Origin of the sequence: Streptomyces smaragdinus, assembly GCF_009604385.1 — a bacterium.
GTDB classification, from domain to species: Bacteria; Actinomycetota; Actinomycetes; order Streptomycetales; family Streptomycetaceae; genus Streptomyces; species Streptomyces smaragdinus.
On record NZ_WEGJ01000006.1, the window covers coordinates 19,473 to 45,166 of the forward strand.

30 protein-coding genes are annotated in these 25,694 nt (G+C 73.3%); 13 read left to right on the top strand and 17 right to left on the bottom strand.

Features of this window, described 5'->3' with window-relative positions; translation table 11 throughout:
• Positions 1–41: 41 nt before the first annotated feature.
• The 4 genes from SRB5_RS12060 (at position 42) to SRB5_RS12075 (ending at position 2,966) form a co-directional block, all read left to right on the top strand.
• A complete protein-coding gene (locus SRB5_RS12060) occupies positions 42–1,007 on the top strand; it encodes a DEDDh family exonuclease (protein ID WP_153451768.1) in 966 nt (321 codons plus the stop codon).
• 77 nt (positions 1,008–1,084) lie between these two features.
• Positions 1,085–1,318 (top strand): hypothetical protein, encoded by a 234-nt coding sequence (locus SRB5_RS12065; RefSeq protein ID WP_153451770.1) that lies wholly within the window; start codon positions 1,085–1,087, stop codon positions 1,316–1,318.
• A gap of 55 nt (positions 1,319–1,373) precedes the next feature.
• Positions 1,374–2,180, top strand: coding sequence for an SURF1 family cytochrome oxidase biogenesis protein (locus SRB5_RS12070; RefSeq protein ID WP_323377786.1), 807 nt, complete (start codon positions 1,374–1,376; stop codon positions 2,178–2,180).
• 30 nt (positions 2,181–2,210) lie between these two features.
• Positions 2,211–2,966 (top strand): SDR family oxidoreductase, encoded by a 756-nt coding sequence (locus tag SRB5_RS12075; protein WP_153451771.1) that lies wholly within the window; start codon positions 2,211–2,213, stop codon positions 2,964–2,966.
• A 1-nt stretch (position 2,967) separates the two neighbouring features.
• Here the strand turns inward: SRB5_RS12075 and SRB5_RS12080 are convergent, their stop codons facing one another.
• The 6 genes from SRB5_RS12080 to SRB5_RS12105 form a co-directional block, all read right to left on the bottom strand.
• On the bottom strand, positions 2,968–3,411 hold the full coding sequence (locus tag SRB5_RS12080; RefSeq protein WP_194292904.1) for a MarR family winged helix-turn-helix transcriptional regulator: 444 nt from the start codon (positions 3,409–3,411) through the stop codon (positions 2,968–2,970).
• A gap of 100 nt (positions 3,412–3,511) precedes the next feature.
• Positions 3,512–4,090, bottom strand: coding sequence for an alkaline shock response membrane anchor protein AmaP (gene amaP, locus SRB5_RS12085; RefSeq protein WP_153451775.1), 579 nt, complete (start codon positions 4,088–4,090; stop codon positions 3,512–3,514).
• Positions 4,091–4,094: 4 nt separating this feature from the next.
• On the bottom strand, positions 4,095–4,715 hold the full coding sequence (locus SRB5_RS12090; RefSeq protein WP_228389990.1) for a DUF6286 domain-containing protein: 621 nt from the start codon (positions 4,713–4,715) through the stop codon (positions 4,095–4,097).
• A complete protein-coding gene (locus SRB5_RS12095) occupies positions 4,712–5,059 on the bottom strand; it encodes an Asp23/Gls24 family envelope stress response protein (RefSeq protein ID WP_323377787.1) in 348 nt (115 codons plus the stop codon). Before SRB5_RS12095 ends, SRB5_RS12090 begins: the two co-directional genes overlap by 4 nt.
• Positions 5,056–5,250, bottom strand: coding sequence for a hypothetical protein (locus SRB5_RS12100; protein WP_153451777.1), 195 nt, complete (start codon positions 5,248–5,250; stop codon positions 5,056–5,058). The genes SRB5_RS12095 and SRB5_RS12100 overlap by 4 nt, the downstream gene beginning before the upstream one ends.
• Positions 5,251–5,280: 30 nt before the next feature.
• A complete protein-coding gene (locus SRB5_RS12105) occupies positions 5,281–5,745 on the bottom strand; it encodes an Asp23/Gls24 family envelope stress response protein (protein ID WP_323377843.1) in 465 nt (154 codons plus the stop codon).
• A 136-nt stretch (positions 5,746–5,881) separates the two neighbouring features.
• Here SRB5_RS12105 and SRB5_RS12110 point away from each other — a divergent pair, with 136 nt between their 5' ends.
• A complete protein-coding gene (locus SRB5_RS12110; protein ID WP_153451778.1) occupies positions 5,882–6,469 on the top strand; it encodes a nucleopolyhedrovirus P10 family protein in 588 nt (195 codons plus the stop codon).
• An 11-nt stretch (positions 6,470–6,480) separates the two neighbouring features.
• Here the strand turns inward: SRB5_RS12110 and SRB5_RS12115 are convergent, their stop codons facing one another.
• From SRB5_RS12115 to SRB5_RS12125, 3 genes are all read right to left on the bottom strand, one after another.
• Positions 6,481–7,272, bottom strand: coding sequence for an enoyl-CoA hydratase/isomerase family protein (locus tag SRB5_RS12115; protein ID WP_153451780.1), 792 nt, complete (start codon positions 7,270–7,272; stop codon positions 6,481–6,483).
• Positions 7,273–7,357: 85 nt separating this feature from the next.
• Positions 7,358–7,579: a helix-turn-helix domain-containing protein gene (locus SRB5_RS12120; protein WP_323377788.1), complete on the bottom strand. Its 222-nt coding sequence runs from the start codon at positions 7,577–7,579 to the stop codon at positions 7,358–7,360.
• 363 nt (positions 7,580–7,942) lie between these two features.
• Positions 7,943–9,541 carry an ABC-F family ATP-binding cassette domain-containing protein gene (locus tag SRB5_RS12125; protein ID WP_323377789.1) on the bottom strand — a complete coding sequence of 533 codons (1,599 nt, stop codon included), beginning with the start codon at positions 9,539–9,541 and terminating at the stop codon, positions 7,943–7,945.
• Between the two features lie 200 nt (positions 9,542–9,741).
• Here SRB5_RS12125 and ypfJ point away from each other — a divergent pair, with 200 nt between their 5' ends.
• Positions 9,742–10,632 carry a KPN_02809 family neutral zinc metallopeptidase gene (ypfJ, locus tag SRB5_RS12130; RefSeq protein ID WP_153451781.1) on the top strand — a complete coding sequence of 297 codons (891 nt, stop codon included), beginning with the start codon at positions 9,742–9,744 and terminating at the stop codon, positions 10,630–10,632.
• A 187-nt stretch (positions 10,633–10,819) separates the two neighbouring features.
• Here the strand turns inward: ypfJ and SRB5_RS12135 are convergent, their stop codons facing one another.
• The 4 genes from SRB5_RS12135 to SRB5_RS12150 form a co-directional block, all read right to left on the bottom strand.
• Complete coding sequence (locus SRB5_RS12135; protein WP_153451783.1) at positions 10,820–11,218, bottom strand: VOC family protein; 399 nt, start codon at positions 11,216–11,218, stop codon at positions 10,820–10,822.
• Between the two features lie 74 nt (positions 11,219–11,292).
• Positions 11,293–12,684 (bottom strand): hypothetical protein, encoded by a 1,392-nt coding sequence (locus SRB5_RS12140; RefSeq protein WP_323377790.1) that lies wholly within the window; start codon positions 12,682–12,684, stop codon positions 11,293–11,295.
• 152 nt (positions 12,685–12,836) lie between these two features.
• A complete protein-coding gene (locus SRB5_RS12145; RefSeq protein WP_407703910.1) occupies positions 12,837–13,991 on the bottom strand; it encodes an alpha/beta hydrolase in 1,155 nt (384 codons plus the stop codon).
• Between the two features lie 39 nt (positions 13,992–14,030).
• Entirely contained in the window at positions 14,031–14,699 is a 669-nt protein-coding gene (locus tag SRB5_RS12150) for a class II aldolase/adducin family protein (protein ID WP_323377792.1), read from the bottom strand.
• A gap of 265 nt (positions 14,700–14,964) precedes the next feature.
• Here SRB5_RS12150 and SRB5_RS12155 point away from each other — a divergent pair, with 265 nt between their 5' ends.
• Together SRB5_RS12155 and SRB5_RS12160 are read left to right on the top strand one after the other, a co-directional pair.
• Positions 14,965–16,146, top strand: coding sequence for an inorganic phosphate transporter (locus SRB5_RS12155; protein WP_153451785.1), 1,182 nt, complete (start codon positions 14,965–14,967; stop codon positions 16,144–16,146).
• A gap of 19 nt (positions 16,147–16,165) precedes the next feature.
• Positions 16,166–16,408, top strand: coding sequence for a hypothetical protein (locus tag SRB5_RS12160; RefSeq protein WP_153451786.1), 243 nt, complete (start codon positions 16,166–16,168; stop codon positions 16,406–16,408).
• A 62-nt stretch (positions 16,409–16,470) separates the two neighbouring features.
• Here SRB5_RS12160 and SRB5_RS12165 read toward each other — a convergent pair whose 3' ends face one another.
• Both SRB5_RS12165 and SRB5_RS12170 read right to left on the bottom strand, forming a co-directional pair.
• Positions 16,471–17,364, bottom strand: coding sequence for an SCO1860 family LAETG-anchored protein (locus tag SRB5_RS12165; RefSeq protein WP_153451788.1), 894 nt, complete (start codon positions 17,362–17,364; stop codon positions 16,471–16,473).
• A gap of 150 nt (positions 17,365–17,514) precedes the next feature.
• Positions 17,515–18,606 carry an amidohydrolase family protein gene (locus SRB5_RS12170; protein WP_153451790.1) on the bottom strand — a complete coding sequence of 364 codons (1,092 nt, stop codon included), beginning with the start codon at positions 18,604–18,606 and terminating at the stop codon, positions 17,515–17,517.
• Positions 18,607–18,959: 353 nt separating this feature from the next.
• Between SRB5_RS12170 and ectA the strand changes: the two genes are divergently transcribed.
• Genes ectA through thpD form a run of 4 tightly spaced genes read left to right on the top strand, consistent with a single transcriptional unit; the run spans position 18,960 to position 22,195 of the window.
• Entirely contained in the window at positions 18,960–19,526 is a 567-nt protein-coding gene (ectA, locus tag SRB5_RS12175; protein ID WP_153451792.1) for a diaminobutyrate acetyltransferase, read from the top strand.
• Between the two features lie 60 nt (positions 19,527–19,586).
• The gene (gene ectB / locus SRB5_RS12180) at positions 19,587–20,855 is read left to right on the top strand and encodes a diaminobutyrate--2-oxoglutarate transaminase (RefSeq protein WP_323377793.1); all 1,269 of its coding nucleotides are present in this window, start codon (positions 19,587–19,589) and stop codon (positions 20,853–20,855) included.
• Between the two features lie 38 nt (positions 20,856–20,893).
• Positions 20,894–21,292: an ectoine synthase gene (locus SRB5_RS12185; RefSeq protein WP_323377794.1), complete on the top strand. Its 399-nt coding sequence runs from the start codon at positions 20,894–20,896 to the stop codon at positions 21,290–21,292.
• A 6-nt stretch (positions 21,293–21,298) separates the two neighbouring features.
• On the top strand, positions 21,299–22,195 hold the full coding sequence (gene thpD / locus SRB5_RS12190; protein ID WP_323377795.1) for an ectoine hydroxylase: 897 nt from the start codon (positions 21,299–21,301) through the stop codon (positions 22,193–22,195).
• Positions 22,196–22,350: 155 nt separating this feature from the next.
• Here thpD and SRB5_RS12195 read toward each other — a convergent pair whose 3' ends face one another.
• Complete coding sequence (locus SRB5_RS12195) at positions 22,351–23,406, bottom strand: aminotransferase class V-fold PLP-dependent enzyme (protein WP_153451794.1); 1,056 nt, start codon at positions 23,404–23,406, stop codon at positions 22,351–22,353.
• A gap of 123 nt (positions 23,407–23,529) precedes the next feature.
• Positions 23,530–24,243, bottom strand: coding sequence for a DsbA family oxidoreductase (locus SRB5_RS12200; protein WP_153451795.1), 714 nt, complete (start codon positions 24,241–24,243; stop codon positions 23,530–23,532).
• Between the two features lie 135 nt (positions 24,244–24,378).
• Between SRB5_RS12200 and SRB5_RS12205 the strand changes: the two genes are divergently transcribed.
• Positions 24,379–25,680 carry an alpha/beta fold hydrolase gene (locus SRB5_RS12205; RefSeq protein ID WP_153451797.1) on the top strand — a complete coding sequence of 434 codons (1,302 nt, stop codon included), beginning with the start codon at positions 24,379–24,381 and terminating at the stop codon, positions 25,678–25,680.
• Positions 25,681–25,694 lie beyond the last annotated feature (14 nt).

Here is a 25,694-nt window from a genome sequence, read left to right on the forward strand (position 1 = left end):
CCGTACCGGTGTGTCAGTGCCGCCCCTTATGCTCCTGGACCATGCTCGAAGACCGCACGGCGCCATCGATCTGGCCCGACGAATACCCGGAGGGTTATGCCGTCGTCGACGTGGAGACCACCGGTCTGGCGAAGGACGACCGGATCATCTCCGCGGCGGTCTACCGGCTGGACGCCCGGGGCGAGGTCCAGGACCACTGGTACACGCTGGTCAACCCCGACCGCGGGCCCGGACCGGTGTGGATCCACGGCCTGACGGCCGAGATGCTCGCCGGCGCGCCCCGGTTCCCGGAGGTCGCCGAGGAGTTCGGGGAGCGGCTGAAGGGCCGGGTCCTCGTCGCGCACAACGCGAACTTCGACTGGGGGATGATCGCCCGGGAGTACGCGCGGGCGGGCGTCGAGCCGCCGGTGCGCCAGCGGTTGTGCACGATCACGCTGGCCAAGACGCTGCAGCTGGAGCTGCCGAGCCTGCGGTTGCAGGCCCTCGCCGAACACTTCGGCGTCGTGCAGCAGCGGGCGCACCACGCGCTGGACGACGCCCGGGTGCTCACCGAGATCTTCCGCCCCAGCCTGCGCCGGGCGGCCACGGCCGGGCTGACGCTGCCGCTGCTGGCGTGCCAGCCGCTCACCGAGTGGAGCGATCCCGTGGCGCCGGACGCCGGGGTGCCGGCGCAGCAGTCGCGGCGCGGGTGGCGGCCCTCGCGGCGGCTGGCGCCGTCGCCGTACCCCAATCCGGGCCGGTTCGAGCCGGGCGGGCGGCTGGTCCAGGGGATGCGGGTCGCCTTCTCGGGTGACACGTCGGTGGACCGCGAGCTGCTCGAGGACCGGGCGGTGGCGGCCGGCCTGCATGTCGCGGGCAGCGTGTCCCGGCTGACGAGCCTGCTCGTGACGAACGACCCGCAGGCACCCACGGGCAAGGTGTCCAACGCCGCCTCGTACGGCACGCCGGTCGTCGACGAGACGGTCTTCATACAGCTCCTCAAGCACGTGGCGCCCGCCCCCGGCTGACGCCGATCAGGTGAACCCTCGCCGACGCGCGCGCCCGGGGCGCGGATCGGCGGGGGCCCGGGTCGCACGCTGTGCGTATGGCTACGTGCGAGGTCTGCGGCAACGACTACGGGATGTCCTTCGAGGTGCACGCGCAGGGCGAGGTGCACGTCTTTGACTGCTTCGCGTGCGCGATCCACAAGATGGCGCCGATCTGCGAGCACTGCGACTGCCAGGTGATCGGGCAGGGCGTGGAGTCCGGGGGCCACTGGTACTGCGGCGCGCACTGCGCCCGGTCCGAGGGCGCCCGGGGCATCGTCAGCCACGTGTGACACGGCGGCCCGCCCCGGCGGCGGGCGGCGGCCGGGCGGGCTGTACCGTCGTGGTGTGTACCGCTTCCTCCTGACCCGGCAGTGGGTGATCCTCACCCTGATCGCCGTCCTCCTCATCCCGGTGATGATCAGGCTGGGGTTCTGGCAGTACCACCGGCACGAGGCCCGGGTCGCCCGCAACGACCTGGTCGCCCGCAATCTCGGCGCCGCCCCCGTCCCGGTCGGTGAGCTCTCCGCGCCCGGCCGTGACATCCCCACGCCGGACACCTGGCGCCGGGTCACGGCGACCGGCTCGTACGACTCGGGACACGAGGTCGTCGTCCGCCAGCGCACCGACGCCGACGGACACCAGGGCTACTTCGTCCTCACCCCGCTGCGGCCGGCCGGCGGCGGCGCCACGGTGCTGGTGAACCGCGGCTGGATCCCGGCGGGCGACGACATCACGGCGTTCCCCGACGTACCGAAGGCCCCCGCGGGCGAGGTCACCGTCACCGGCTATCTGCGCGCCGACGAGACGACGTCCGCCAGCGGCATCGAGAACCGGCGCGGGCTGCCCGACCGCCAGGTCATGCTGATCAACAGCACCCAGAGCGCCGCCGACGGCGTCACCGGTCCCGTGCTGGGCGGCTACATCCAGCTCACCGGCACCTCCCCGAAGCCGTCGGGCGCGCAGCCCGAGCCGGTCGAGGAGCCGGACCACAGCAGCATCGGGGTGCACATCGCGTACGCGATCCAGTGGTGGATCTTCGCGGCGGCGGTGCCGTTCGGCTGGTGGGTGCTGGTCCGCCGGGAGCGGCGCGACCGGGCCGCTGCCGCCGCCGCGCCGGCCGAGCCCGCACAGACCGCGACGCCCGTCGCCTGAACCCTCCCCACCTGATGAAAGACTGACCCCATGGATCTTGAACTCGAAGGCCGCGTCTACATCGTCACCGGCGCCACCCGGGGCCTGGGCCGGGCCGCCGCGGAGCAGCTGGTCGCCGACGGCGCGAAGGTGGTCGTCACCGGACGCGACGGCGACAAGGCGGCGGCCACCGCCAAGGAGCTGGGCGAGGGCGCCATCGGCGTCGGCGCGGACAACTCCGACCCGGCCACGCCCGGCCGGCTGCTGCACACCGCCCGGGAGCACTTCGGCCGGGTGGACGGCGTGCTGATCAGCGTCGGCGGCCCGCCGGCCGGCCCCGCGGCGGACATGACGGACGAGCAGTGGGAGCAGGCCTTCTCCTCGGTCTTCCTCGGCGCGGTACGCCTCGCCCGGGCCGCCGCGGGCGAGCTCGGCGAGGGCGGCGTGATCGGCTTCGTGCTGTCGTCGTCGGTGTACGAGCCGGTGCCGGGCCTCACCATCTCCAACGGGCTGCGGCCGGGCCTGGCCGGGTTCGCCAAGTCGCTGGCGGACGAGCTCGGCCCGCAGGGCATCCGTGTCGTCGGCCTGCTGCCGGCGCGGATCGACACCGACCGGGTGCGGGAGCTCGACGCCCTCACCGGCGACGCCGGGGCGGCCCGCGCCAAGCTGTCGGCCGGGATCCCGCTGCGCCGCTACGGGCGGCCGGAGGAGTTCGGCAAGACGGCCGCCTTCCTGCTGTCGCCGGCCGCGTCGTATCTGACGGGCGTCCTGCTGCCGGTCGACGGCGGGGCACTGCGGGGCATCTGAGTCAGAGGTGCCTGACGCGGCCCGCCGCGCACCGCGCGCGGTGGGCCACCGTCATCTCCCGGGCGAGCGCGCCCAGCCCGAGGAACAGCCCCTCCCGCTCGCGCCCGGTCATCGCCGCCAGCATCTCCTCGTGCCGCTCGCGCCAGTGGCGCCGCAGCCGCAGCGCCTCCGCCCTGCCCGCCGCGGTGAGACGGAGGCTGAGGTTGCGCCGGTTGGACTCGTCGCGGACCCGCTCGAGCAGGTCCTTGCGCTCCAGTGAGGTGCACAGCCGGCTGATCCGGCTCTTGTCGAGGCCGAGGCGGTCGGCGATCTGCTGCTGGGTGACCTCGCCGGCGGTCAGCACCTCGACGAGGACGTGCTCCTCGCTGGAATCCGCGTGCCGCGCCATCATCGCCAGCAGTTCCGCCAGCAGCCCCTCGAGCCGCTGGGCCTCGGTATCCGGCACTCCGCACTCCCCTTCGCACCCCATGGCCGCCGTCCGGTGACGAACGGTTGTCGGCGGCAACTATAGGAGGGGGCGGGCACACGTCACGAACCGGGAAGGTCTACGTCACGCGCTCCGGCCGGTGCTTGACGGCGCGCAGCCGGACCTCCGCGGGCAGGCTCACGAGCCCCGTCGACGTCCGGGCGGCCTTCAGCGCGCCGGAGCGCAGGGCGTCGACGGCCGCCGCCGGCCGGGCCCGGGGACCGAGGACGAGCCCTATCCGGGCGCGCGGCGCGGTGCGCTTGCCGGAGAGGGACACATGGGCCCGTTCCACGCCGTCCAGGTCCGTGGCCTGCTCGGCGACGGCGTCCTCCAGCGCCCGGCCGCGCAGCAGGGCCAGCGGGGTGGAGCCGGACTCACCCTGGTCGATGAGCACCTCCGCCAGCCGCGGCCGCCGCAGCTGGGCAAACAGCCACCACAGCGCGAGGAGCAGCACGACCGCCAGCGTCCCGATGACCACCGGCCACCACCAGTCGCGCCCCTCGAAACGCCGCCGGTCCGCCGCGCTGAGCAGCACGTCCGACGAGCCCTCGTAGGGCGTCCAGTCCACTCCCGCGGCGGACACCAGCACCAGCGCCGCCCCGAGCACGAGCGCGGCGCCGATCAGTCCGAGCAGCGTCCGGTTGACGATCGCGAGCATCCCCTCACCCCTTCGACGGCGGTCGCCGGACGGACACGCTGAGCGCCGGCCGCCGGGTCAGACCGAGCTCCCCGATGCCCACGCCGAGCACCGCCTCGAGGTCGGTCCGTACGTCGTCCAGCGCCCGGAAGTGGGCCTCCGCCCGCGCGGCCACCGACCTGCGGCCCACATCGACCCGTACCGACTGCACCCCGGAGATCTGCATCGCCCGGTCCCGCAGCACCACGGCCGCCGCGGACCGCTCCAGCCCGGCGCGCAGCTCACCGGACGCGCCGCTCATCGGCAGCAGCGTACGCAGCCCCGGCGTCGCCGCGAGCACGATCAGCCCCACGCCCAGCAGCAGCACCAGGGACGCCGCCAGCAGCACCCACGGGTCGTCCGGCGGCCGGGCGGCCAGCTCCGCGGCGAGGCGCCGGCGCCAGGCCATCGCGGGGCGCTCGGCCCGTACGGAGACGATGTCGTACAGCAGCACCCCCGCGCCCAGCGCCACCGCGACCGCGGTGAGCGCGGCGGGGACGCGGCGCACGGACCAGAACCGCCAGTCGCCGCCCTCCCCCTCGCCCGGCGAGAAGCCGGAGGCGGCGGTGCGCTGCTCGCCCAGCAGCGTCCCGGTGTCGTCGCTCATCGCACCCTCCCGTGCCTCGGCCGGCCGCCGCCCGCCGTGTGCAGCCGCTCCACCTCCACGGCCACCTCCGCCGTCGTCAGCCCGGCCAGCTCGATCACCCGCTCGGCGACCGCGCCGCGCACCAGCACGCACTGGGCGCGGATGTCGGACGGGAAGCCCAGCTCGACCCCTACCCGGATCCGGGCGCCGGATCCGCGACGTACGACGGCGGCATGGCGGGAGTCGGTTCCCGGGGCGCCGCGCAGGGCCTCGCGGGCGGCCTGGGAGGCGATCTTGGCGATGACCCGGTCGGCGATCCGGGTGGAGCCCCGCTCGTGCGGCGGGACGGTCTCGGGGGACGTCACCGGCGCCGGTCCTCCCGCTCGCCCGAACGGCGGAAGAAGTCGCCGGGCTCCATGTCGCCGTCCAGCACCCGGCCGACGACGAAGCCGATCGCGCCCAGCGCGGCCACCAGGAGGAACGCCCCGAAGCCGCCGAAGTACCCGGCGAACCCGAGCGCCATGCCGGCGATCAGACCGACGACTGCCATGCTCATCGTGCGCTCCCTCGTCCCGCCCGCCGGCCGCTACTGCAGCCGCAGCTGCTCCGCCGATTCGTCCTCGTCGTCGTCGGGCAGATTCACGTCGCTCACCGCGATGTTGACCTCGACGACCTCGAGGCCCGTCATCCGCTCCACGGCGGCGATCACGTTCTCCCGTACGGAGCGGGCGACATCGGCGATCGCCACCCCGTAGTCGACGACGATCTCCAGGTCGAGCGCCGTCTGCAGCTCGCCGACCTCGGCCTTGACTCCGGCCAGGGTACGGCTGCCGCCCCCGCCGGGAACCCGTTCGCGCACCGCGCCGATCGTCCGGGAGAGGCCGCTGCCCAGCGCGTGCACGCCGACCACGTCACGGGCGGCGAGCCCGGCGATCTTGGCGACGACGCCGTCGGCGATGGTGGTACGCCCGCGGGTCGCCGGATCACCGGTGCCGCGCCTGGTCGCCGACGGCCGCACCGCTCCCGGATCGGCCGCGGCTGCCCCCTGGATGGTCGTCTCGGTGTCCACCGTCCCAGCCCTTCCCGGTCGCGCCGTCACATGGGGCCACCCTACTCATGATTGGCGCGCGGGGCCCGTGGCGATCAGCGGCGGATCCGGGGCCGGTCCGATGCGGCAGGATGGCGGTATGGCAGGGGAGCGTTGGGCCGAGGCGGTACGGGCACAGCTGGCGCTCGGGCGGCTGCTGCCGCTCGGGGAGGCGGCCGAGGGCGCGTGGATCGCGGAGGCCGCGGCGGCGTCGGTGCTGCGGCGGTGCACGGCTCCGGGGACGCGGGTGGCGTCCCTGCGGCTGGAGCTCGCCGATCCGGCGGGGGCCGGGGAGCCGGCGGTGCCGCCGCCGGGCGGGGCGCTGGCGCCGGGGGCGCTGCTGGTGACGGCGCGGTGCGAGGCGGCGGCGGGCGAACCGCTGCCGGTCGTGGCGGGGGCGCTGCGGGCGGAGCTGTGGCGGGCGGCGGCGGAACTGGGGCTGGTCGTCGAGGCGGTGGACGTGCATGTCGCCGCGCTGCTGGACGAGGTGCCGGAGGCGGCGCCTGTCGTACGGCCGGAGGTGTCCGGGACCGCGCTGGCGGGGCTGCGGGTGGTCCGCGAGAGCCCGGGGCACGCGGAGGCGCACATCGAGGTGCGGTCGGGCCGCCTCCCGCTGGAGGCGGCCCGTGAGGCCCGCGCGTCGGTCCCGGCACCGGTGGTGACGGTGCTGGTCACGGCGTTCCGATAGGACTCCCCGGGTTACTCCCCGACGCCCGCGAGGTCGCGCAGCCGGCGGCCCTGGGCGGCCCGCTCGGCGGCGCGCTGCTCGTCGTACGAACGGGTCACCGCCCCGCGCAGCAGGGCCTTGGTCTCCACCACCGCGTCACGCGGCGCGGCGAGGAGGGCGGCCGTCAGATCGCCGACGGCGGCGTCGAGCTCCGCGCGCGGTACGACGAGGTTCGCCAGGCCCACCCGCTCGGCTTCCTCCGCGCGTACGAAACGGCCCGTGGCGCAGATCTCCAACGCCCGCGCATAACCCACGAGTTCGACCAGCGGCCGGGTCCCGGTGAGGTCCGGTACAAGGCCGAGGCTGGTCTCGCGCATCGCGAACTGGACGTCGTCCGCGCATACCCGGAGGTCGCATGCCAGAGCCAGCTGAAAGCCCGCGCCAATGGCGTGACCGTGAACAGCGGCCAGGGAAACGATGTCATTCCGGCGCCACCAGGTGAATGCCTCCTGGTATTCGGCGATGGCGTCGTCGAGTTGAGCTTCCGGATACCGGGCGAGCTCGTGAAATGAGGGCATGCCGGGAATACCCTCGGGGGTGATGACCCCGAGGTCCAGGCCGGCCGAGAAGGATTTCCCTTCGGCGCGCAGGACGGCCACCCGGACGGAACCGGGCAGCAGCCGGCCGGCCTCGGTGAGGGCACGCCAGGTGGCGGCCGTCTGGGCGTTGCGCTTGGCGGGGTTGTCCAGCGTCACCGTGGCGACGGTGTCACCGTCGCCGCCGAGGGTGACCCGGACCCCGTCCTTGTTCAGCAGCTCAGTCATATACCGAACAGTAACCACCCGGCCGGCCCACCAGCCGACCGGGTCGCCACTGATTCCCTCGCGTCACGGGGGAAGAACCACAACCTCAGGAGGAAGCGGCCTTCTTGCCCCGCGTCGCGCCGCCGCGACCGCGCAGGGTCACGCCGGATTCACTGAGCATCCGGTGCACGAATCCATAGGAGCGACCGGTTTCTTCGGCCAGCGCCCGGATGCTCGCTCCGGAGTCGTACTTCTTCTTCAGGTCTGCCGCGAGCTTTTCGCGCGCGGCGCCGGTAACCCGGCTGCCCTTCTTCAGAGTCTCGGCCACCCGTGCCTCCTCATACGGAAGTGCGCTCTGCGACTCTCATGATCACCCCTTTATGGCGTGCTGGCCACCCATTCCGCAAGGTCCGCGTCAACAGGTTTTTCCGACAGACCGTCGTGAAGACAAACGGAACGACTAATTCCGCCGATCATGGAAACGCTCCCATGACCGGTGAGGCTTCAAACAAGCAGGTCAGATCGGTGCGCCCGGATCACGGGGCGCGCGAGAGCGGCGGTACGCCCCCGGTCCCGGCGGCGCGCCGGGGGATGAGGGGGACTCACTCAGATGATGGATCACGCGTGGGCCGAATGATCCAGTTCCAGTGGATCAGCGGCCCACGCGGGCGTCCCGGGGCGGCCGGGGGCGTCAGGCCAGGGCCACCAGGTCGGCGTAGTCCTCGCCCCAGAGGTCCTCCACGCCGTCCGGCAGCAGGATGATGCGCTCGGGCTGCAGGGCGTCCACCGCGCCCTCGTCGTGGGTCACCAGAACCACGGCGCCCTCGTACGTGTGCAGCGCGCCGAGGATCTCCGCGCGGCTGGCCGGGTCGAGGTTGTTGGTGGGCTCGTCCAGCAGCAGGACGTTCGCCGAGGAGACCACCAGGGTCGCCAGGGCGAGCCGGGTCTTCTCGCCGCCGGAGAGCACCCCGGCCGGCTTGTCCACGTCGTCGCCGGAGAACAGGAACGAGCCGAGGATCTTGCGCACCTCGACCAGATCCGTGTCCGGGGCCGCCGAGCGCATGTTCTCCAGCACCGTACGGTCCGGGTCCAGCGTCTCGTGCTCCTGGGCGTAGTAGCCGAGCTTGAGCCCGTGCCCGGGCTGCACCTCGCCGGTGTCGGGCGTCTCGATACCGGCGAGCAGCCGCAGCAGCGTGGTCTTGCCGGCGCCGTTGAGGCCGAGGATGACGACGCGTGAGCCCTTGTCGATGGCCAGGTTCACGTCGGTGAAGATCTCGAGCGATCCGTACGACTTCGACAGGGCCTCCGCCATCAGCGGGGTCTTGCCGCAGGGCGCGGGGGTGGGGAAGCGGAGCTTGGCGACCTTGTCCGACTGGCGCACCTCGTCCAGCCCGGCCAGCAGCTTCTCCGCGCGGCGGGCCATGTTCTGGGCGGCGACGGTCTTGGTCGCCTTGGCGCGCATCTTGTCGGCCTGGGAGTTGAGCGCGGCGGCCTTCTTCTCGGCGTTCTGCCGCTCGCGGCGGCGGCGCTTCTCGTCGGCCTCGCGCTGGGCGAGGTAGAGCTTCCAGCCCATGTTGTAGACGTCGATGGTGGCCCGGTTGGCGTCGAGGTAGAAGACCTTGTTCACCACGGTCTCGACCAGGTCCACGTCGTGGGAGATCACGATGAAGCCGCCGTGGTACGTCTTCAGGTAGTCGCGCAGCCAGGCGATGGAGTCGGCGTCCAGATGGTTCGTCGGCTCGTCGAGCAGCAGGATGTCGGAGTCCGAGAAGAGGATCCGGGCCAGCTCGACGCGGCGGCGCTGGCCGCCGGACAGGGTGTGCAGGGGCTGGCCCAGCACCCGGTCGGGCAGGCCCAGGCTGGCGGCGATGGTCGCGGCCTCGGCCTCGGCGGCGTAGCCGCCCTTGGTGAGGAACTCCGTCTCCATGCGCTCGTAGCGCTTCATGGCCTTCTCGCGGGTGGCGCCCTTTCCGGTGGCCATCCGCTCCTCGTCCTCGCGCATCTTGCGGATCATGGCGTCCAGACCGCGCGCGGAGAGGATCCGGTCGCGGGCGATGACGTCCAGGTCACCCGTGCGCGGGTCCTGCGGCAGATAGCCGACCTGGCCGCCGCGCGTGACGGCGCCGGCGGCGGGCTGGCCCTGGCCGGCGAGGACCTTGGTGAGGGTGGTCTTGCCGGCGCCGTTGCGGCCGACCAGGCCGATACGGTCACCCTTGGCGACGCGGAAGGTGGCGGATTCGATGAGAACGCGTGCGCCGGCACGCAGTTCTACGCCGGTGGCGGTGATCACGGTCGAGCTCCAGGCAGCGGGAACGGACGTCGGACGGGGGCGCGGGATCGTGCGACGTCGGTCTAGTGCACGAGGAGGTGGGCCATGGATCCAGTGTATCCGGGGCGGGCAAGCGCTTTTCCTGGTCCCGGAGGGCGGGGCCCTCTCCGGTGGACGCCCGAAAAAGGCGCGTTTGTGCTGGTTGGACCATACTCGGCTGCATGCAGTTCGATGACGATGCCGGGCTGGACACCTCCCAGGTCCAGGACGCCCGGGGCCGGGGCCGGCTGGGCACTCCGGCGGCCAGGACGGGGGGCCTGATCGGGCTCATCGTGGCGCTGGTCGGGCTGTTCTTCGGGGTGGGTCCGGACCGGCTGGGGCTGAGCGGGGACGAGTCGCCGGCGCCGGCGACGACGGACGCCGCGGATCTGGCGGCGCGGTGCCGGACGGGGGCGGACGCGAACGCGAGCGCGGACTGCCGGACCGTGGCGGTGGTGAACAGCGTGCAGTCCTTCTGGGCGCAGGAGTTCCGGCGGCGGGGCGGGACGTACCGGGACGCGGACACGGTGCTGTACTCGGGGGCCGTGGACACCGCGTGCGGGGCGGCCTCGGCGGCCGTGGGGCCGTTCTACTGTCCCGGGGACAACAAGGTGTACCTCGACCTGTCGTTCTTCGACGAGCTGCAGTCGCGGTTCGGGGCGACCGGGGGGCCGTTCGCCCAGGCGTACGTCATCGCGCACGAGTACGGGCACCACGTGCAGTGGCTCACGGGGGTGATGGACCGGATCGGGCCGAACTCCGGGATGGGGACGACGTCGAACTCGGTGCGGCTGGAGCTGCAGGCGGACTGCTACGCGGGGGTGTGGGCGCATCACGCGCAGTCGACGCCGCAGCGGGACACGGGGCGGCCGCTGATCTCCTCCCTGACGGAGGAGGACATCCGGGACGGGCTCGACGCGGCGGCGGCGGTCGGCGACGACCGTATCCAGGAGCGGTTCTCGGGGCGGGTCACCCCGGACACGTGGACGCACGGCTCCGCCGCGGAGCGTCAGGAATGGTTCGCGCGGGGGCTGCGGTCGGGGGACATGAACGCGTGCGACACCTTCCGGTGAGGGTTGGCCGCCCCGGTCGTTGTTGTGTTGCGCCGGCTGACGCGCTTCGGCTTCGCCGGAGGCCTCAAACGCCGGCCGGGCTGTGGGCCGGCCCGAGGTGAGCGTTCACCCTCCAGCCCGGCCGGCGTTTGAGGCCTCCGGGCGAAGCCCGGAGCGCGTCAGCCGGCGCAACGGCACCCTCCGAAGGTCAGTCCCCCGCACCCCCCGGGGGTGTGTACGTGCCGAAGCTCCAGATGTTTCCCTCCAGGTCGCGGGCCATGTAGTCGCGCGAGCCGTAGTCCTGGTCCGTGGGAGGCATCAGGATCTCCGCGCCGTGCGACGCCGCGCGGGCGTGGTGGGCGTCGACGTCCGTGACCGCCACGTACACCGCGGCCGGTCCCGCGTTCTTCATCGCCTCGTCGAAGGCACTCCCCGTGCCCTTCGACCCGAGCATCACCGCCCCGCCGGCGTGGCCGAGCTCGGCGTGGGCGACCGTGCCGTCCTCGCCCTCGTACACGGCGATCCGCTCCAGGCCGAACGCCTCGGTGAGCTGCTGGATCGCCGCCTTCGCGTCGCTGTACAGCAGCGCCGGATACATGCCGGACATGGTGTCTCCCTTCCTGGGACGTGACCCGTGTCCCAGTCTGGCACCGGGGTCCGACACTCACCCCCGGGCGGGGCTCAGGCCCCGCCCACATGCACCTCAAAGGCCGCCTTGCGGACCGCCTTGGCCAGCGCCGGATCGGGGTGGGCGGCCGCGAGGGCGACCAGCACCTGCACCGTGCGCGGATGGCCCACCGCGCGGACCTCCGCCAGCAGCTCCGGGACCGTCGGCTGGAGCGCCGAGTCGAGGTGCCGTACCAGCAGCCGCCCCTCGCCGTGGTCGGCGACGGCGGCGGCCGTGTCGACCCACAGCCAGGTGGCCTCCTCGCGGCTCAGCACGCCCGGCGCGTCCTCGGGGTCCACGCCCTCCTGCTCGGCCAGCCAGAGCAGCGCGTACGGGCGCAGCACCGGCTCCCCCAGCACGCCGCGTACCGCCTGCTCCCCCGCGGCGCCCGCGACCCGCAGCGCCTCGAAGGCCAGACCGCGCAGCAGGGCGTCGTCGCCGCGCGCGGCCTCCAGCAGCTCGGCGACGGCGCCGGCCGTGGGGCGGGCGGCGAACCAGGCCCGGTACTCGGCGCGCGCGGGGCGCGGGGTGAGGCCGGCGCAGCCGCGGAGCATGGCGGCGGCGGGGGCCTCGATGTTGCCGCCGGCAGGGCTCTGCGCGGCGACGCAGATCTGCTCGATCTTCGTCCACACCGCCCAGTGGCCGAGCGGGGTGAGGGTGGACTCCTCCCCCTCCGCCGCGCGGACCAGCGCACCGACGGACGCGAAGGCGGTCAGCGCCCAGTCGAGGAGCCCGGGGAGGGCCGCGTCGTCCGCCCGGACGGGGCCGGCGCCGCCGGGGACGGGCAGGCCCTCGTCGCCGTACGGGACCTCGCAGCGTTCGGTGCGGATCTCGGCGACGCGCTGGCGCAGGATGTCCAGCAGGACGGGCTCGCGGACGGGGCCGCCCGTGAGGTGGAGCAGCGCGAGGAGCTGCGGCATGGCCTCGATGACCTCGGCGACGGTCTCCGCGGACTGCGTCTCGGGGGCCGGGTGGGCGAACGACCAGGCGTCGAAGAGGGCGACCCAGCCGCGCAGCACCGCGCCGTCGTCGCTGTCCCAGGCGCGCAGCCGCCAGCCGGGGCGGGCCCGGCCGCCGTGCAGCTCGATGAGGCCGGCCAGGCGGGCGCGGGCCCAGTCGGCGACGATCTCGGCGGAGGTGACGCCGAGCTGTTCGGCGGCCTCCTCGGCGGCGACCTTGCTCGGGGTGCCGACGGCCTGCGCCCAGCGCGCGACGCGGGTCGCGCCGGTGAGTGTGCGCCGGGCGTGCGCTGCCAGGGTGCGCGCGGGGGCGATGCCCTCCGGTGGCTTGGGTGCCGGGCGCATGGCCCGGTCGGTGACCGCCCGCCGGGCGCTCTCGGCTGCCTGCTGGGAGTGCTTGCGCACCAGTCGGAGCGGTGCGCTTCCGCGCGCGTTTCGGGCCGTCACGGGACACCAGTGTTCCTGCTGGGGGCCGGAATGCCCAATCCGGGGTGCCGTCTTGCCCCGTACCGGCCCGCGGACAGGCGGTGGCCTGGGCTTCCTACGGAGCGTAACCGGCCCCGGTGCGGGCCCGCGGAATCCCCCGGAACGGTGTCCGGCTACAGCAGCGGGGTGAGGAACCGGCGCAAAGTCTCCTCGTACGCGGCCGGCGCCGCGTTCCACATCGCCGCGTGCCGGCCGCCCGGGACGGTGTGCAGATGGACCCGGTCGGGGTGGCGCGCGGCGAGGTCGAGGGACGTCTGCCAGGGGGCGACGGTGTCGTCGGGGCCGTGGAAGATCAGCACCGGCGGGGTGCCGGGGCCGGGCCACAGGTCGGCGGGCGCGGGGCCGTTGCCCAGGCCCGTGCGCTCGCCCGCGGCGATGACCGCGAGCCGGCCGAGGGCGGCGGGCAGCCGGCGGACGGTGGCCAGGGCCCGTACCGTGGCCTGCCAGTCGAGCACCGGCGAATCGAGGATCAGCCCGCCGACCCGCGCCCGCAGCGCCGACATGGCCGCCGTGCGCAGCGCCATCACCGCGCCCGTCGACCAGCCGTACAGCACCACGTGCCGTGCGCCGTGGCCCGTGGCGTAGCGCAGCGCGGCGTCCAGGTCCCGCCACTCGGCGTGGCCCAGCCGCCGGGGACCGCCGGAGGGCATCGGTGCGCCGTCGTCGCCGCGGTGGGCGAGCAGGAGCAGGGGCAGCCCGAGGTCCTGGAGGAAGGGGAGCACGCACAGGGCCTGTTCCCGGCCGGCGCCCAGGCCGTGCGCGGCGATCACCCAGGTGTCGCGGGTGCCCGGCACGAACCAGGCGGGCAGGCCGCCCAGCTCGCCGGGGACCAGGACGTCGCGGTGGTCGAAGCCCAGCGCGGTGCGGGGGCTGCCGGCGTACACCTGCGGCGTGACGCGCAGCCTGGTGCCGGGGCGCAGACGGCCGGAGGTGACGGCCTCCAGGATCCGTACGACGGTGCCCTCGGCGCCGTCCGCGGGGAGCTCGGGACCCACGCGGGCGTGCGTGCCGGCGCCCAGCAGCCCGTACACGCCGGGGAGCGCCGCTGCCGGGGTGCGGGTGAGGGTGACGGTGTCGCCGCGGACGCGGCGGACGGTGACCGGCCGGTCGGTGAACCCGGCGGGGCCACCGGGGTCGAGGGCCGCGGCGGCGCCGTAGCGGCCGGCGGCGACGGCGGCCGCGGCGCCGGTGAGCGCGGTGCCGGCCAGGGCGGCGGCCGTACGCAGCGCGGCCCCGGCGGTGTTCGGGCGGTACCGGTCGGCGGACACGCCTTCATTGTCGGCCGGACGGCGCCGACCGGCCAGCCGTCAGACGCCCGGCGGCTGCCCGTACCCGCGCAGCTGCTCCGCGACCCCGGCCAGCTCCGCCGCGTCCAGCAGGGACGGCTCCAGGCCCGGGACGGAGCGGGCCGCCAGCCACACCCTGCACATCCATTCGAGCTGGGCCGTCCGCTCGTACGCCTGCGCGAGGGTGGCGCCGTACGCCATCGTGCCGTGGTTGCGCAGCAGACAGGCGGAGCGGTCGCGCAGCGCCCTGGCCATGTGGACGGCCAGCTCGGCGGAGCCGTAACGGGCGTAGGGGGCGACGCGGACCGGACCGCCCAGCGCCGCCGTCATGTAGTGGATGGCGGGGACGGTGTCGACGAGGGTGGAGACCGCCGTGGCGTGCACGGCGTGGGTGTGCACGACGGCGCGCGCGCCGGGGGCCTTCGCGTAGAGGGTCAGATGCATCGGGAGCTCGCTGGTGGGGCGCAGGCGGCCGGCGGTCCGGTTGCCGTCGGGGTCGACCGCCGTGAGATCGTCGGGGCCGAGTTCGTCGTACGGGACGCCGGTCGGGGTCACCAGGATCTCGTCGCCGACGCGTACCGAGACATTCCCGGACGTACCCACCACGAGTCCGTCCGTCACCGTCCGCCGTGCGACGGCCACCAGCTCCGCCCAGGCGGCCGCGCGCTCCGGTGAGTTGACCTTCGGCACTGCCGGTACCTCATTTCGTCATACGTCCCGTAGGCCGGGAACGTCCGCGATGGAGTGAACTCCAGATGAATCGACCGTGATGTGCATCACGCCGTGACACGGTCTCCTTGTGACCGGAAGCCCATGATTCAAGGGCTCGAAGCTCCGTCCGGATGACGTTCGTTCATCACCGTCATCATGCGGACCGACCTCGTTCACCTTCTGTTCATTCACAGTGCTTACGTTCCTCAAGCCCCCAGACGTTCGAGTGGATTGTTGGGTCTCCATGGAACACCTCACACTCATCATCGGAGTCGTGATCGTCACGGCACTGGTGTTCGACTTCACCAACGGGTTCCACGACACAGCCAATGCCATGGCCACCACCATCTCGACCGGTGCGCTGAAGCCCAGGACCGCGGTCGCGATGTCCGCGGTCCTCAATCTGATCGGTGCGTTCCTCTCGGTCGAGGTCGCCGCCACCATCTCCAAAGGCATCATCGACGAAGGCTCCGGCGTACGGCCCGAAGTGATCTTCGCGGGGCTGGTCGGCGCGATCATATGGAATCTGCTGACCTGGCTGGCCGGTCTCCCCTCCAGCTCCTCGCACGCTCTGTTCGGCGGCCTGATCGGCGCCACCGTCGTCTCGGTCGGCTGGGACGCCGTCCACATGGACGCCGTCGTCACGAAGATCCTCATCCCGGCGGTCGCCGCGCCGGTCGTCGCCGGACTCGCCGCCCTGCTCGCCACCCGGCTGACGTACAGGCTGGCCGCGGGACGCGACCCGAAGGACACCACCAAGGGCTACCGGGCCGGCCAGATTGCCTCCGGCGCGCTGGTCTCCCTGGCGCACGGCACCAACGACGCGCAGAAGACGATGGGCGTCATCACCCTCGCGCTGGTCACCGGCGGCGTCATCGCCCCGAAGTCGGACCCGCCGCTGTGGGTCATCGTCTCCGCGGCCATGGCGATCGCGCTCGGCACCTTCCTCGGCGGCTGGCGGATCATCCGCACCATGGGCAAGGGCCTCACCGACATCCAGCCCCCGCAGGGCTTCGCGGCGCAGACCAGCTCGGCCGCGGTCATCCTGGCCTCCTCCCACCTGGGGTACGCGCTGTCCACCACGCAGGTCTGCACCGGCTCGATCATGGGCGCGGGCAAGGGCCGCAAGGCCGGTGTCGTGTACTGGGGCACCGCCGGCCGGATGGCCGCCGCCTGGGGGCTGACCCTGCCGGCCGCGGGTCTGGTCGCGGGCGCCGCCGCCTTCCTCGCCGACCGCGGCGACTGGGGCGTCACGGCGGTGGCCGTCCTCGGTCTGGCCGGCTGCGCGGCGGTCTGGCTGGCCTCCCGCCGCAACGCGGTCACCCACCACAACGTCAACGACGTCGAGACCCGCGAGACCGTCTCGGTGATCATCCCCTCCCCGCCGGCGCCCGCGGTGAAGCCCGCGCCGCAGGCCACGGTCTGAGACAGGCAGGAGCGTTCACATGGACATCGACTGGGCCGCACTGGGTCAGGTCTTCGGGGTCAGCGTCGCGGTGACCGTCGCGACGGTGGGTCTGTTCACGCTGGGCATCCTCGGCACGTCGCGCCGTACGCGGCCCGCCGAGGCGGGGGCCGAGGCCGTCGTCACGGGGCCCTCCGCGGGCGCCCGGGCGGGCGCGCTGGTCTCCTTCGCGCTCTGCGGGGCGGCCGTGGCGTACGGCATCTGGATCATCGTCGCCGGCTGACACCGGGCCGGTGAGCACAGGGGCGGACACCCGCGTGTCCGCCCCTGTCGTACGTGTACGGGCTAACGCCGGGCCCGCCGCCGGGCCAGCAGCAGCACCCCGGCGCCGGCGGCCAGCAGGGCCAGCGCCGTACCGGCGAGCAGCGGGGTCGACGAGCCACCGCCCGTCTCCGCCAGATCCCGGCCGCCGCCCTGCGCGCGCGGGGCGGGCTCCCCGGCGGGCGCCTCGGCCGGGGCCGCCGCGGGGGCCGGGGCCTCGCAGGCGGCCTCCGCGAGGGTGACCCGGCCCTCGACCCGGGCCACGCCCAGCTTCAGCGGGTCGACCGTGACGTCGAGCGCCAGCGCGGTGGCCGTCGCCGCCGCGTCGCCGGCCCGGGTCTGCGAGAAGCCCAGGGACACCTCACCCACCCCGGGCACGGTGACCTCGGTCGGGGGGCCGCCCGCGGTGACCTCGTAGCGCTTGCCGAGGATCCGGACCGGGCCGGCGAGCGTGGACTTCGCCTCGGGCTTCTCCCCCGCCTCGCAGACCGCGGTGGACGTCACCGCCTCGACCTCGATCAGGGAGAGCAGCGGGAGGCCCGGTACATGCACCCGGGCGTGCGCGAGCCGGGCCGTGGCCCGGGCGCCGTGCCGGTCGGCGGTAGCCTTCGCGCTCGCCGCCCCGGCGCCGAGCAGCTGGACGGGGCGGCCGCTCTCGACGCCGTCGAGGGTGACGGTGAGGGCGGTCTTCCCGGCGGTGGCGGGGGCGCGTACCTCGTTGAGGGCGGTGTGCACCGGGAGCCGGACCGACTGGTGCAGCAGGGAGACGTCCAGGTCGGCGCGGAGGACCGCCGCCGAGGCGGTGCCGTCGCCGTGGCCGGCGGCGTGCGCCTGCGGGGCCCCGGCCAGGGCGAGGAGGGCCGCCGCGAGGGCGGCGGCCGGGGTGCGTAAGGAAAGGGAGTGGGTCGGGGTGTTCATGGTGGGAGCGTCCTTGTGTCGGGATGACCACTCGTCAACAACACGACCATCGTTACGCACAGTGGGTGACCGCGCGGCAACTCACAGCTCGTTCACCCCATCGAGTGAGTTTCAACCCGGGTATGCCCTGCGTAACTTGAGCCCCGCTCCCTACGCGACCACGTTCCCCCGCAGCACGATCCGCCGCGGCGCGGTGAGCACCCGCAGATCGGCCCGCGGATCCGTCTCGTACACCACGAGGTCCGCCGGCGCGCCCTCCGTCAGCCCCGGGCGGCCGAGCCACTCCCGGGCGCCCCAACTGGCCGCGGACAGCGCCGCCTCGGGCGGCAGGCCCGCCGTGGCCAGCTCCGCCACCTCCTGCGCGACGAGCCCGTGCGCGAGCCCGCCGCCCGCGTCCGTGCCGGCGTACACCGGGATGCCCGCGTCGTACGCCGCGCGCACCGTCTCGTACCGGCGCGCGTGCAGCCGCCGCATGTGGTCCGCCCAGCGGGGGAACTTGGCGTCGCCGCCCGCGGCGAGGGTGGGGAACGTCGCGGTGTTCACCAGCGTCGGGACGATCGCCACGCCGCGCTCGGCGAACAGCGGGACGGTCTCCTCGGTGAGCCCCGTGGCGTGCTCGACGCAGTCGATGCCCGCCTCGACGAGGTCGGCGAGGGACTCCTCGGCGAAGCAGTGCGCGGTCACCCGGGCCCCGAGCCGGTGCGCCTCGGCGATGGCGGCCTTCACGGCCCCGCGCGGCCAGCAGGCGCCGAGGTCGCCGGCCTCGCGGTCGATCCAGTCGCCGACGAGCTTGACCCAGCCGTCGCCGCGCCGGGCCTCCCGCGCCACATAGGCGACGAGGTCCCCGGGCTCGATCTCGTGGGCGTAGTTGCGGATGTAACGGCGGGTACGGGCGATGTGCCGGCCGGCGCGGATGATCCGCGGCAGGTCCTCGCGGTCGTCGATCCACCGGGTGTCGGAGGGCGAGCCCGCGTCGCGCAGCAGCAGGGTGCCGGCCTCGCGGTCGGCGACGGCCTGCTTCTCGCTGGTCGCGTCGTCGACGGCGCCGTGGCTGTCCAGCCCGACGTGGCAGTGCGCGTCGACCAGTCCGGGCAGCGCCCAGCCGTCGACGACGGTGGTCTCCCGGGCGGTGCCGGGGCGGTCGAAGGTGACGCGTCCGCCGACGACCCACAGTTCGTCGCGGACCTCGTCCGGTCCGGTGAGAATCCGGCCTCTGATGTGCAGCACTGCGCTCTCGGTCATAGGCGCAGGGTAGATCGTCGGTGTCCGGGGGCCGGAGAACGGGTGCGCTTTACCCGCCGCCCGGCCTTCGTGTGAAGCCGCTCACGACAACCGTGCATAAATGCGCCGGAATTACCGCGGCGACAATTCACCCCGGTTTCCATACCTGCTCCTGCCCCGACTTCGTCAACGCAAACATTAAAGAAACGCCAATGAATTTCTGAGTGTGACTCAGGTCACATCATGCCTGTTTTGTACGGGAATAACCGGACAGAACGTCCCAGTTTTCGAAGCGCGCTATAACACGTTCCGAGGCCGACCGTAAGGCCCGAGGTGCATGCAATCGCGATTTCTCGTCGGTAAATTACCCCTACATGACTGCCGCACAAGCAGACCTGGCACAACCGACCGCCAATTCCACGGAAATGACGGGGGAGCCAATGCTGGACGTCCCCGAGGTCGCCGACGGAGCCCATCTGTGGCGTATCGCCCGGGACTCCGGGACGCTGGACCTCAACTCCTCGTACAGCTATCTGCTGTGGTGCCGCGACTTCGCCGCCACGTCCGTCGTGGCGCGCGGCGCCGACGGCCTGCCGGTCGCCTTCGTCACCGGCTACGTGCGCCCCGACGCGCCCGACACGCTGCTGGTCTGGCAGGTCGCCGTCGACGCCGCGCACCGCGGCCGCGGGCTCGCCGGCCGGCTGCTGGACACGCTGAGCGACCGGGTCGCCGCCACGCACGGCATACGCCGGCTCGAGACCACGGTGACGCCGGACAACACGGCCTCCGACCGGCTGTTCACGTCGTTCGCCGAGCGCCGCGGAGCCTTGCTGAGCCGCGAGGTGCTGTTCGCCGGGGAGCAGTTCCCCGGCCCGGACGGCGGGCACGAGCCCGAGGTGCTGTACGCGATAGAGCCGCTCACGGCACCGGCCGCCTCGTAGCCCCTCCCCCACCGAGATCCAAATCCCCCCGCATCCGGCTCTGTCAGGAGTGAACCCGCTGTGACCATCACCCCGCCCGCCCTGAGTGTCTTCGAGACCCTTGAGTCGGAGGTGCGCAGCTACTGCCGCGGCTGGCCCGCCGTGTTCGACCGTGCCCGGGGCAGCCGGCTGTACGACGAGGACGACCACACGTACCTCGACTTCTTCGCCGGCGCCGGCGCCCTCAACTACGGCCACAACAACCCCGTACTCAAACGCGCCCTGCTCGACTATCTCGAGCGCGACGGCATCACCCACGGCCTGGACATGGGGACGACGGCCAAGCGCGCGTTCCTGGAGACGTTCCAGAACGTGATCCTGCGGCCGCGCGACCTGCCGTACAAGGTCATGTTTCCGGGGCCGACCGGCACCAACGCGGTGGAGTCGGCGCTGAAGCTGGCCCGCAAGGTCAAGGGCCGCGAGTCGATCGTCTCGTTCACCAACGCCTTCCACGGCATGTCGCTGGGCTCGCTCGCCGTCACCGGCAACGCGTTCAAACGGGCCGGGGCCGGGGTGCCGCTGGTGCACGGCACGCCGATGCCGTTCGACAACTACCTCGACGGGCAGGTCCCGGACTTCCTGTGGTTCGAGCGGCTGCTGCAGGACTCGGGCTCCGGGCTCAACCACCCGGCCGCGGTGATCGTGGAGACCATCCAGGGCGAGGGCGGCATCAACGTGGCCCGCCTCGAGTGGCTGCGCGCCCTGGCGGACGTGTGCAGGCGGCACGACATGCTGCTCATCGTCGACGACATCCAGATGGGCTGCGGCCGTACGGGCCCGTTCTTCTCGTTCGAGGAGGCGGGGATCACCCCGGACATCGTGACGCTGTCGAAGTCCATCAGCGGCTACGGGCTGCCGATGGCGCTCACCCTGTTCAAGCCGGAGCTGGACATCTGGGAGCCGGGCGAGCACAACGGCACGTTCCGCGGCAACAACCCGGCGTTCGTCACCGCCACGGCGGCGCTCGACACGTACTGGGCCGACGGGCAGACGGAGAAGCAGACCCTCGCGCGCGGCGAGCAGATCGAGTCGGCGCTGGTCGCGCTCTGCGCGGAGCCGTCGGCGGAGGGCGCCACCTACCGCGGGCGCGGGCTGGCGTGGGGCGTGGAGTTCCCGGACCGGGCGCGGGCCACGGCGATCTGCCGGCGGGCGTTCGAGCTGGGGCTCATCGTCGAGACGTCCGGCCCCGACAGCGAGGTCGTCAAGCTGCTGCCGGCGCTCACCATCACCCCCGACGAGCTCGAGGAAGGGCTGCGGACCCTCGCCCGCGCCGTCCGCGAGACCGCCTGACCTCACCCCCCACCCCGGCAAGAAAGGCACGTACACCAGTGATCGTCCGATCTTTCGCAGAACTCGACGGCACCGACCGGCACATCAAGTCCGCGTCCGGCACCTGGGAGAGCAAGCGCATCGTCCTGGCCAAGGAGGGCGTCGGCTTCTCCCTGCACGAGACCGTGCTGTACGCGGGCACCGAGACCCGGATGTGGTACGCGAACCACATCGAGGCCGTCGTCTGCACCGAGGGGGAGGCCGAGCTCACCGACGAGGAGACGGGGCAGTCGTACACCATCACGCCCGGCGTGATGTACCTGCTGAACGGCCACGAGCGGCACACCCTGCGGCCGAAGAGCGACTTCCGCTGTCTGTGCGTCTTCAACCCGCCCGTCACCGGGCGCGAGGACCACGACGAGAACGGTACCTACCCGCTGCTGACCGAGGAGGACTGAGCAGACGTGACCACGACCACCGTGCGGACCGACCTGTACCCCACCCGAGGCGCCGACGAGGTCGTCACGACCCGCCAGGATCCGGTCGTGTGGTCCGGCCCCGGCGACGAGGGTCCGATCACCCCGTGGGACCTCGAGGCGTACGACCGCAACGGCTTCATGGCGATGGAGCAGCTGATCACCCCGGAGGAGGTGGAGGTCTACCGGGCCGAGCTGGACCGGCTGGTCGCCGATCCGGCGGTGCGCGCGGACGAGCGGTCCATCGTCGAACCGACGTCGCAGTCCGTGCGCTCCGTCTTCGAGGTGCACAGGATCAGTGAGGTGTTCGCCGGGCTGGTCCGCGATCCGCGGGTGCTGGACCGCGCCCGGCAGATCCTGGGCTCCGACGTGTACGTCCACCAGTCGCGGATCAACGTCAAGCCCGGCTTCGGGGCGTCCGGTTTCTACTGGCACTCGGACTTCGAGACCTGGCACGCCGAGGACGGCATGCCGAACATGCGGGCCGTGTCCGTCTCGATCGCGCTGACCGAGAACTACGAGACCAACGGCGGCCTCATGATCATGCCGGGGTCGCACCGGACGTTCCTGGGCTGCGCGGGCGAGACGCCGGCGGACAACTACAAGAAGTCGCTGCAGATGCAGGACGCCGGCACCCCGTCCGACGCGGCGCTGACGCGGATGGCGGACGCGCACGGCATCAAGCTGTTCACCGGCGCGGCGGGCTGCGCGACGTGGTTCGACTGCAACTGCATGCACGGCTCGGGCGACAACATCACGCCGTATGCGCGGAGCAATGTGTTCATCGTGTTCAACAGCGTGGAGAACGCCGCGGAGGAGCCCTTCGCGGCGCCGGTGCCGCGGCCGGACTTCATCGGGGCGCGGGACTTCACGCCCATTCGGTAGGTCTTCTTCGCGGACGCCTCCCTCGTTCTTTGTACGAGGGGGGCGTCCGCTTTACAGCTCGGCCAGCACCTCGAGGGTCCGCGACCAGTCCGACGTGCACCGACACCGAGCTGCCCACCGCGACGCGCTCCGGAGGAGATCATCGGGTCCATGCCCTACGACCCTACGCGCGCCTCCAGCGCGGCCAGCAACATGTCCACGTCCGCCGCCGAGTTGTACAGGTGGAACGACGTGCGCAGGCCGCCGTCGGCGCGGTCGGCGACGCGGATGCCCTCCCGCGTCAGCTGGTCGGCGTACTTGCCGAGGCCGGGCAGCGACACGATCGCGGAGCCGGGGGCCGGGGCTGCGACCAGGCCCAGCTCGCGGGCGCCGGTGCGGAAGCGGTCGGCGAGGGCGGTGTTGTGGGCGCCGATGGCATCGGGGCCGAGCCGTTCGACGAGCGCGAGGGAGGCCGGGGCGCCGGTGTACGGGAGGTAGGCGGGCGCCTCGTCGTAGCGGCGGGCGGTGGGGGCGAAGTCGCGTACGGGGCCGTAGCAGTCGCCGTAGGGGTCGGTGGTGGTGACCCAGCCGGCGTGCAGGGAGCGCAGTTCGGCGCGGACGGTCAGGAAGGACACCCCGCGCGGGCAGAGCAGCCATTTGAAGGCGCCGGTGGCGGTGTAGTCGAAGCGTCCGGCGTCGAACGGCAGCCAGCCGACCGCCTGGGTGCCGTCGACGAAGGTGCGCGCCCCGTGCCCGGCGCAGGCCTCGGTGAGCGCGTCGAGGGGGGCGAGGCGGCCGTCGGCGGACTGGACGGCGCTGACGACGGCGAGGTCGGTCCCGGGGCGGACGGCGTCCGCGATCTCCTCCAGGGGGACGCTGCGCACCGTCAGGTCGCCGCGGACGGCGAACGGGGTGACGAGGGAGGAGAAGTCGCCGTCGGCGATCACCACCTCGGCGCCGGGCCGCAGCGAGGCGGCGATCAGCGCGGCGTGGGTGGCGACGGTGCTGCCGACGGCGACCTGGTCGGCGGGCACCCCGGCGATGCGGGCGAAGGCCGCGCGGGCGGTGTCGGCGACGTCCAGATAGTCGGGGCCCATGGTGCCGCCGGTGGCGGCGGCGTCCACGGCGGTGCGCAGGGAGTCGACGGAGGCCAGCGGGGCGCGGCCGCTGCCGGCGGTGTTGAGGTAGGCGCCGGCGGCGGGCGCGAACGCTTCGGGGGCGAGGGGGTCCATGCGCCGACTATGCCCGGCGGGCGGGGGAAGGGGTACCGCCTTTCCCCCTTTCGCCGGGCCGGGCGGGCTGCCCCGGACCCGCCTGCCCTGCGGCGGGGGTCCGGGGCTGTGCCGCGGGCGGGTTCAGTCCGCCTGCGGCACGTCGCAGACGCCGTCCTCGCAGGCGGGGGCGGCCTCGTCGGCGGCGACCAGCTGCAGCGGGTTGTCGGCGGCGGCCTGGCGCAGGGCCTGGGTGAAGACCTCGGCGGGCTGACCGCCGGAGATGCCGTACTTACGGTCGATGACGAAGAACGGCACCGCGCTGATGCCCAGCGCCGCCGCCTCGGCCTCGTCGGCGCGCACGGCGTCGGCGTAGGCGGTCTCGTCGGCGAGGACCTTGCGGACCTCGTCGGCGTCCAGGCCGGCGGCGGCCGCGGCCTCGACCACGGGCTCGTCCTCGCCGATCGGGCGGGCCTCGGCGAAGTTCGCCCGGTAGAAGGCGCCGAGGACCTCGTCCTGCAGGCCCCGCTCCTTGGCCAGGTGCACCACGCGGTGCAGGTCGAAGGTGCCCGAGCTCAGCCGGTCCGTCCGGTACCCCAGGCCCTCGGCGGCCGCGGCGTCGGCGACCCGGCCCTCCATGGTGCGGGCCTGCTCAGGGCTCACGCCGTACTTCCCGGCGAGCATCTCGCTCACCGGCTTCCCGCCCGGCGCACGGCGGGCGCCGGCGTCCAGCTCGAAGGAGCGGTGGACGACCTCGACGCCGGCACGCCCCTCGAAGGCGGCGAGGCCCTTCTCGAACCGGGCCTTGCCGATGTAACACCAGGGACAGACGATGTCGGACCAGATCTCTACACGCATGACTCCGGGAACACGGGTGCTACCCGGGTTATTCCGGACCCGCTCCCCCCGCCCAGGGGGCCGAGCGCTGCCGGGGCGGACGGCGGGAGGTACCGTGAGCTGCCGCTTCCGTTCCCCCGTCCCCCGCGAGGAGCTATGCCGCCCACCGTTGTCCGGCTGCCCGGTGTCGTCCTGACCGACCACGTCATCGACGTCCCACTCGACCACGACGATCCCGGCGGGGAGCGCATCCAGGTCCTGGCGCGCGAGGCGGTGGCCGCCGGACGGGAGAAGGACGACCTGCCGTGGCTGCTGTATCTGCAGGGCGGCCCGGGCTTCGGCGCCGCGCGTCCGCAGGGCACGGACGGCTGGCTGGGCCGGGCGCTCAAGGACTACCGGGTGCTGCTGCTCGACCAGCGCGGCACCGGGCGCTCCACACCGCTGAACCGACAGACCCTCGCCGCGCTCGGCGGACCCGATGCGCAGGCCGGGTATCTGGCCCGGTTCCGGGCGGACTCCATCGTGCGCGACGCGGAGTTCATCCGCCGCAAGCTGCTCGGGCCGAGCGGCGGCTGGTCGCTGCTGGGGCAGAGTTTCGGCGGCTTCTGCACGCTGACGTATCTGTCGTACGCGCCGCAGCATCTGCGCGAGTGCTTCGTCACCGGCGGGCTGCCGGGACTGGCGTCGACCGCCGAGCACGTGTACCGCGCGGCGTACCCCCGGGTCGCGCTGAAGAACGAGCGGCACTACGCGCGCTATCCGCAGGACCGGGAGACGGCCGCGCGGATCGCCGCTCATCTGCGGGAGCACGACGTGGCGCTGCCGGACGGACGCCGGCTGACCGTCGAGGCGTTCCAGTCGCTGGGCATCATGCTGGGCTCCGGCAGCGGCTCGCACCAGCTGCACTGGCTGCTGGAGGGCGCCTGGGTGCGGGGGGCACGCGGCCCGGAGCTCGCGGACGGCTTCCTCGCCGAGGTCCAGTACAAGCTCGGCTACGCCGGGAACCCGCTGTACGCCGTGCTGCACGAGGCGATCTACGCCCAGCGCTCGGTGAGCGGGGAGCCGACCGCGTGGGCTGCGCAGCGGGTACGTGCGGAATTCCCGGAGTTCGACCCCAACGCCGATCAGCTGTACTTCACCGGCGAGATGATCTACCCGTGGATGTTCGACTCCGATCCGGTGCTCAAGCCGCTCCGCCAGGCGGCGCATCTGCTGGCGGAGCGGATCGACTGGCCCGACCTGTACGACCCGAAGCGGCTGGCCGCCAACCGGGTGCCGGTGTACGCGGCGGTGTACCACGACGACATGTACGTGGACCGGCAGGACTCCCTGGCCACGGCGGACGCGGTCCCGGGCGTGCGGACCTGGGTGACGAACGAGTGGGAGCACGACGCGCTGCGGGTCAGCCAGGGCGCGGTGCTGGACCGGCTGATCGGGATGAGCCGGGGGGAGATCTAGCGGCGCCGGGTGGC

Bases quoted from the DNA above. Each gene is read 5' to 3' on its own strand.
- SRB5_RS12115 (WP_153451780.1), bottom strand. From the start codon at position 7,272: ATGACTGAGCTGCTGAACAAGGACGGGGTCCGGGTCACCCTCGGCGGC.
- SRB5_RS12110 (WP_153451778.1), top strand. From the start codon at position 5,882: ATGGCAGGGGAGCGTTGGGCCGAGGCGGTACGGGCACAGCTGGCGCTC.
- amaP (WP_153451775.1), bottom strand. From the start codon at position 4,090: ATGCTCGCGATCGTCAACCGGACGCTGCTCGGACTGATCGGCGCCGCG.
- SRB5_RS12165 (WP_153451788.1), bottom strand. From the start codon at position 17,364: ATGAACACCCCGACCCACTCCCTTTCCTTACGCACCCCGGCCGCCGCC.
- SRB5_RS12160 (WP_153451786.1), top strand. From the start codon at position 16,166: ATGGACATCGACTGGGCCGCACTGGGTCAGGTCTTCGGGGTCAGCGTC.
- SRB5_RS12200 (WP_153451795.1), bottom strand. From the start codon at position 24,243: ATGCGTGTAGAGATCTGGTCCGACATCGTCTGTCCCTGGTGTTACATC.
- SRB5_RS12195 (WP_153451794.1), bottom strand. From the start codon at position 23,406: ATGGACCCCCTCGCCCCCGAAGCGTTCGCGCCCGCCGCCGGCGCCTAC.
- SRB5_RS12100 (WP_153451777.1), bottom strand. From the start codon at position 5,250: ATGAGCATGGCAGTCGTCGGTCTGATCGCCGGCATGGCGCTCGGGTTC.
- SRB5_RS12075 (WP_153451771.1), top strand. From the start codon at position 2,211: ATGGATCTTGAACTCGAAGGCCGCGTCTACATCGTCACCGGCGCCACC.
- ectA (WP_153451792.1), top strand. From the start codon at position 18,960: ATGACTGCCGCACAAGCAGACCTGGCACAACCGACCGCCAATTCCACG.
- SRB5_RS12205 (WP_153451797.1), top strand. From the start codon at position 24,379: ATGCCGCCCACCGTTGTCCGGCTGCCCGGTGTCGTCCTGACCGACCAC.
- SRB5_RS12155 (WP_153451785.1), top strand. From the start codon at position 14,965: ATGGAACACCTCACACTCATCATCGGAGTCGTGATCGTCACGGCACTG.
- SRB5_RS12065 (WP_153451770.1), top strand. From the start codon at position 1,085: ATGGCTACGTGCGAGGTCTGCGGCAACGACTACGGGATGTCCTTCGAG.
- SRB5_RS12060 (WP_153451768.1), top strand. From the start codon at position 42: ATGCTCGAAGACCGCACGGCGCCATCGATCTGGCCCGACGAATACCCG.
- ypfJ (WP_153451781.1), top strand. From the start codon at position 9,742: ATGCAGTTCGATGACGATGCCGGGCTGGACACCTCCCAGGTCCAGGAC.
- SRB5_RS12135 (WP_153451783.1), bottom strand. From the start codon at position 11,218: ATGTCCGGCATGTATCCGGCGCTGCTGTACAGCGACGCGAAGGCGGCG.
- SRB5_RS12090 (WP_228389990.1), bottom strand. From the start codon at position 4,715: ATGAGCGACGACACCGGGACGCTGCTGGGCGAGCAGCGCACCGCCGCC.
- SRB5_RS12170 (WP_153451790.1), bottom strand. From the start codon at position 18,606: ATGACCGAGAGCGCAGTGCTGCACATCAGAGGCCGGATTCTCACCGGA.